The following is a 5,225-nucleotide window of genomic DNA, read 5'->3' on the forward strand; positions in this document are numbered from 1 at the left end:
GTTCACCCCCGCCCGCCCGCCGGCACCCCTGACGAGGTCCGCGCCCGTACCGGACGCGGTGCCGCCTGAATCCCGCGTCTACCGGCGTCCACCCGTGGCGGCACTGGCCGCCTGAGCACGCACCTGGAGGTGCACCGTGAACTTCCTACCGAACGACACACTCACCGGCTACGCCCGCACCGCCGTCGACCTGCGCACCCGCATGGTCGACTATCACCGCAGCCCGCTCGCGGCGCAGTACCTGCAGGCGTTCTTCGACAGCCGCCTCGCCAACCACCCCAGCCCCAGTCCAGCGGGCATGGCGAAGGTCCTCGACGCGGTCCGCGCCATCACCGCCAACCCGTGGCGACTCGGCGAGCCGTACGTCCTCGCCCCCGCGATGACCGCGATCATCGCCGCCGCCGCGGCGGCCCTCGACCTGACCGGCGAGGTGCTCCCCGCCGACATCGCCCCCGACGACGGCGGGGTGCTGTTCCTCCCCGAACCGATCTACCACCGCAACCTCCGCGGCGAGGTGTCCTCGATCGGGGCGATCACCTGGGCCCGCACCACCAACACCGGCAGCGGACGGTCGTTCTGGGCCATCGCCGGCTGGGCCGACCACCACGACGCGCACGACCCGGCGGCCGTGCGCCGCCGGCAGCAGCTCGCCGACCGGCCCGACCTCGCCCGCCAGTTCGGCCCCTACGTGCTGACCGACTTCACCGAGATCCCCATCGGCCAACCCGTCGACCCCCGCCCCGAACTTCCCGTCCTCGACGGAGACGACCATGACTGGGAACCGGCACCCGACGGCCGGTTCTGCATCGACGAGACCACCACCACCCCGATGCGGGCCTGCGCCGCTATCGCCTACGCCTTCTGGCGAATTCAGGCCCAACCTCTGGCCACCGTCGCCGCCGCCCCCGTGGACCGCGCCGCCCGCCGCCGCGCCGTGCGCGCCAGCATCCGCCACGACACCCGCGTGGTCATGCTGCGCCGCACCAGCCCTCTCGCCGAACCCACCGACGGCGAGCCCAAGTGGCACTACCGGGTGCGGTTCGTCGTCCGCGGCCACTGGCGACGCCTGATCGACCGCGACGGCCACCCCTACCGGATCTGGATCAACGCCCACATCAAAGGCCCCGACGGGGCGCCCCTGCTGCACGGCGAGAAAGTCGCCGTCCTCGCCCGCTGATCCCCTGCACCCCGCCGAAGGCCGCGCGACGCCCCCTCCACGGGCCCGCGCGGCCTTCGCCGTCCGGCCCGTCCTGCTTCGAAGGAGTCCAGTCATGACCACCCGCGTGCTGTCCGGGATCGCCATCGCGGTCACCGGCGTCCTGCTGCTGTGCTCCGGACTGGCCACCACCCTGATCTTCGGCGGCGGCACCGGCGCCGCCGCGTGTGCCGCGATCGCCAGCGTCACGCCCACCGCACCGTCGGCGACGCGCAGCCCCGCCCCGGGCGGGATCGGTCCGATCGGTGACTGGAACACCGAGCAGGTCGGCAACGCCGCCACCATCACCGCCGTCGGCATGCGCCTCGGCGCCCCGCCCCGCGGCTGGGTCATCGCCGTGGCCACCGCGATGCAGGAATCCTCGCTGATCAACACCCCGGGTGGGGACCGCGACTCGGTCGGCCTGTTCCAACAGCGGCCCTCCCAGGGCTGGGGCACCCCCAAGCAGCTACGGGACCCGCAGTACGCGGCGACGAAGTTCTACCAGAAGTTGCAGGCCGTCGACGGCTGGCAGGCGATGGCGCTGACCGAGGCCGCCCAGGCGGTGCAGCGGTCGGCCTACCCGGACGCCTACGCCAGGTGGGAACCCGACGCTACCCGCATCGTCGCCGCCCTGACCGGGGTCACTGCCGGCCTGGCCGCCTGCGGCGTGAGCGTCAGCGGGCAGGGTTGGACACAGCCTGTGCACGGGGACGTCGGCTCCGGTTTCCGCACCCCGGATCGGCCCAGCCACGACGGTGTCGACCTGATCGTGCCCAAGGGCACCCCGATTCACGCCGCGTCCGCCGGCACCGTCACCGTCGTGCGCTGCAACGCCGTCGACGTGCGCACCGGCCGGGACTGGGGCTGCGACCGCGACGGCGACCCGGTTCTCACCCGCGGCTGCGGCTGGTACGTCGACATCACCCACACCGGTGGGGTGATCACCCGCTATTGCCACATGCTCGCCCACCCCTCCGTCGCCGAGGGCCAACAGGTCGCGGCCGGTGACGTCATCGGCGTCTCCGGCAGCTCCGGCCACTCGTCCGGACCGCACCTGCACTTCGAGGTGCACCTCGGTGACCACACCTCCGGCACGGCCGTCGACCCGGTCGCCTTCATGGCCTCCGTCGGCGCGCCCTTCAACCAGTAGTCGCCATCGCGAACGCCGGCGGCGGCTACGTGATCCACCCCCAGCTCGGCGGTCGTCCCGCCCCGGGGACGAGCGCCGCAATCCCCATCCACACATCCCTGAGGAGGAAAAGCCCGTGAGCACACCCACGCTCATCGGTATCGCCGCGCTCCGCGGCAGGTACACCGCCCGCTTGATCCAGTTCGGCGAGGACCCGCAGGTTCTGGTGCCGCTGCTGCGCCGGATCTGGACCGACACGTTCGGCCGTGACACCGGCGCCATGGCTGCCGCGCTGCTGGCCCACGACTGGTGGTCCCTCGCCGTCAACCCCAAGCCCCGCCGCTGGGACCAGCAGCCGCCCGTACCGGGCCTGGGCCACCCCGCCGACAACGACACCATCCGGCGCGGCGCGCTGCGCGAGGACGTCGGCGGGGCCCTCGAGTGGCTGTACCTGCTGCACCTCGATCAGCGGCGGCTGGTGGTGTACGAGGCGACGGTCCACGGCCGCTGGCTGCGGCACAGCGCCCACCACCTCGACCCCGCCGACGAACTGTTCATCACCGAACCCGCCGACGACGGCGGCGGCCCGGAGATGACGGTGTGCACCGTCTGCGGCGCGGTCGACGAGATCGACCACGTCGAGGTGCCGTCCATGGCCGGCTACGGCTACGACACCGCCACCAGCTGCACCCGCTGCGGCTCCTCGGTCGCCACCGACCCGATGTTCGGCGACCACGTCACCCGCAAGCCCTGGCCGCCGCACAACCCCACGACGGGTGACGCGACGGGCAGCGCCCGATGAACACACCCGACCCCACGCCGTCGCCGCCCACCAGCAGCAGCGATGGCCCGTCCACTCGCCGATCGGAGACCACCATGAGCTACCAGCCTGGCCAGCGCGTCGCGCTGGTCCACACCAGCGACCCACATACCCGGCTGCGTGCCGGCGACACCGGCACCGTCCGCCGCCACGACCAGCGGCAGAACATCGTCGAGGTCGCCTGGGACAGCGGCTCGACGCTGTCGATGTGCCTCGACGACGGCGACCGCATCGCACCAGCCACCACCCCGCCGCCCACCGGCGATCCGGTCGCCGAGGCCACCGAATGGGCCGCCGCGCTGCGGCGCATGCGGGCCGCCGGCACCGAGGCCGGCCAAACCGCCGCCGAGTGGTGGGCGCAGGACACCATCGGCGCCCGAGCCAGCGGCGACACCCGCCTGACCGCCCGCCGGATCCTGGCCGGCATCCACGACGGCGATCCCGCCGTCCTCGACACGTTGCCCCACTTCTCCTCGGCTGGAGACTCGGTCGATGCCGCCGGGTGGGAGCTGTTCGCCGACGCCATCGGCGATGTCTCCGGCTGGTTCGGGCTGCGCATCCAGCAGCGCGACGAGGCGATGACCGTCTACCGCGACGCCTTCGCCACCGCCGCCGAAGAGCGTGTCGCCGACCTGTGTCACCTCGCGGCCAGCCCCACCGGCCGCGACGTGTCCCACCTGCACCCCGACCGGGTGCACCTCGGCGACGTCGGCGTGTTCTCGGGCGAGTGGGCAATGACCGCCGGCCCGGACGGCGATGACCGCTTCGAGATCGGCTTCGCCGGCACTCTGATCGACCACTGGAACGGGTGGGCGGTGTTCTCCTGCACTCGCCCGGTGGCGGAGGCGATCGTCGCCGACCAGTACCGGCTCCGCGACCAGCACCGCCGCAGCCTGCGCGAGCAGGGCGTACCGGAGGACGACCTGGATCGCCGGGTCGACGCGGATCTGGCCGACCTGTCCTTCGACGGAGACGTCCTCGTCGCCGACCAGCGCGCACTGTCCGACGATCCGGAAGCCATCGAGCGCGTCGCCCCGGACGGTGACGGCCGGTACGTGGTGATGGGCCGCAGCTGGTGCTGGGAGGCCGTCGACCCGTACGCCTGCGACCGGATCGTCGGCGACCTGCCCGACCCGAACCAGGCATAGGCCGAGCCCCCGACCAAGGTCGCGCCACGTCACCCGAAGCCGAGCCGTCACCGGCAGCGGCACACCACCACGACAGGTAGGACCAACAGGAAGGAAGACACGTGACCATCCGTACCCAAGAGGAGATCGTCACCCGGGTCTGGGCTCTCCGGGCCAACCGATAAGACATCCTCGGCTTTCGGGAGGACGTGCTCATGGAGGCACTCGACCTCGACCACGCCCGCCAGGTCATCACCCCCCGACACCCGGTTGAGTGGGCCCAGCGGGTCGACCACGAGACCTACGCCCGGGACTACCTCGATCTCGCCGTCGGGAAGATCCTCGACCACCGGGGCAACTCGGCGAGCCGGTCGGTGGACAAGCTCAGCGAACTCGCCTGGCTCCTCGGCCGCGACGACATCGTGGCGACGATGGACCACGCCGGCTACCCGATGTACGGGGCGCCCAAGGTCAAGGCGTTCGCCGACGGGTTCGGCTGGCCGTTCCCCGACGGCGACGACGGGCTGGCCCTGGCCCGGATGGCCGACGGTCAGCAGTGCGACCCGCAGGGCTGCGAACGGGGCTGCGCCGACTGACCACAACCGGCCCACCGGCACCGCTCCCGACCCTCGAAGTGCCCGCGTAGACAGCCGGCACGTCAGCGACCCCGCGCCCCGCACCAATTCGACTTGATCGATTGGGCAGTGGGGCGTTCCATCGTCGGCGCAGACACCGCCCGCGCGGCGTCAACACCGACCAGCACGCACCGGCGGCGACCCACGTGTCGCCGTAACCCTTCAGCACCACCGGGGGACTTCATCTGCGGCAGCGCTTCACCGGTCAGTGTCGAGACTTCGACGGCCGTCAGGGTGGCGGCCAGGTGTCCGGGGTCGAGCGGCGCCAGCCTGGACGCCTCGCCGGGCCGAGGGCTGGGGATCGGCCGGGCTGGTT

Annotated in this window: 6 protein-coding genes; 5 read left to right on the forward strand and 1 reads right to left on the reverse strand. The window is 72.4% G+C overall.

Going from position 1 to position 5,225, the window contains the following annotated elements; all coding sequences use genetic code 11:
- Positions 1–136: 136 nt before the first annotated feature.
- The 5 genes from ABD52_RS36000 to ABD52_RS36020 all read left to right on the forward strand — a co-directional run bounded on the left by ABD52_RS36000 (position 137) and on the right by ABD52_RS36020 (position 4,870).
- Positions 137–1,177 (forward strand): hypothetical protein, encoded by a 1,041-nt coding sequence (locus ABD52_RS36000; RefSeq protein WP_047894688.1) that lies wholly within the window; start codon positions 137–139, stop codon positions 1,175–1,177.
- 94 nt (positions 1,178–1,271) lie between these two features.
- Complete coding sequence (locus ABD52_RS36005; RefSeq protein WP_047894689.1) at positions 1,272–2,348, forward strand: M23 family metallopeptidase; 1,077 nt, start codon at positions 1,272–1,274, stop codon at positions 2,346–2,348.
- 115 nt (positions 2,349–2,463) lie between these two features.
- Entirely contained in the window at positions 2,464–3,129 is a 666-nt protein-coding gene (locus ABD52_RS36010; protein ID WP_047894690.1) for a hypothetical protein, read from the forward strand.
- A gap of 74 nt (positions 3,130–3,203) precedes the next feature.
- Entirely contained in the window at positions 3,204–4,295 is a 1,092-nt protein-coding gene (locus ABD52_RS41625; RefSeq protein ID WP_047894691.1) for a DUF4314 domain-containing protein, read from the forward strand.
- Positions 4,296–4,489: 194 nt separating this feature from the next.
- Positions 4,490–4,870: a hypothetical protein gene (locus ABD52_RS36020; RefSeq protein WP_235437666.1), complete on the forward strand. Its 381-nt coding sequence runs from the start codon at positions 4,490–4,492 to the stop codon at positions 4,868–4,870.
- 62 nt (positions 4,871–4,932) lie between these two features.
- On the opposite strand, the gene ABD52_RS41275 is transcribed toward ABD52_RS36020, so the two are convergent.
- A partial coding sequence (locus ABD52_RS41275) for a hypothetical protein (protein ID WP_235437667.1) occupies positions 4,933–5,225 on the reverse strand: 293 nt, incomplete at its 5' end.

Source organism: Micromonospora sp. RV43 (genome assembly GCF_001029515.1).
Lineage (GTDB): Bacteria > Actinomycetota > Actinomycetes > Mycobacteriales > Micromonosporaceae > Micromonospora > Micromonospora aurantiaca.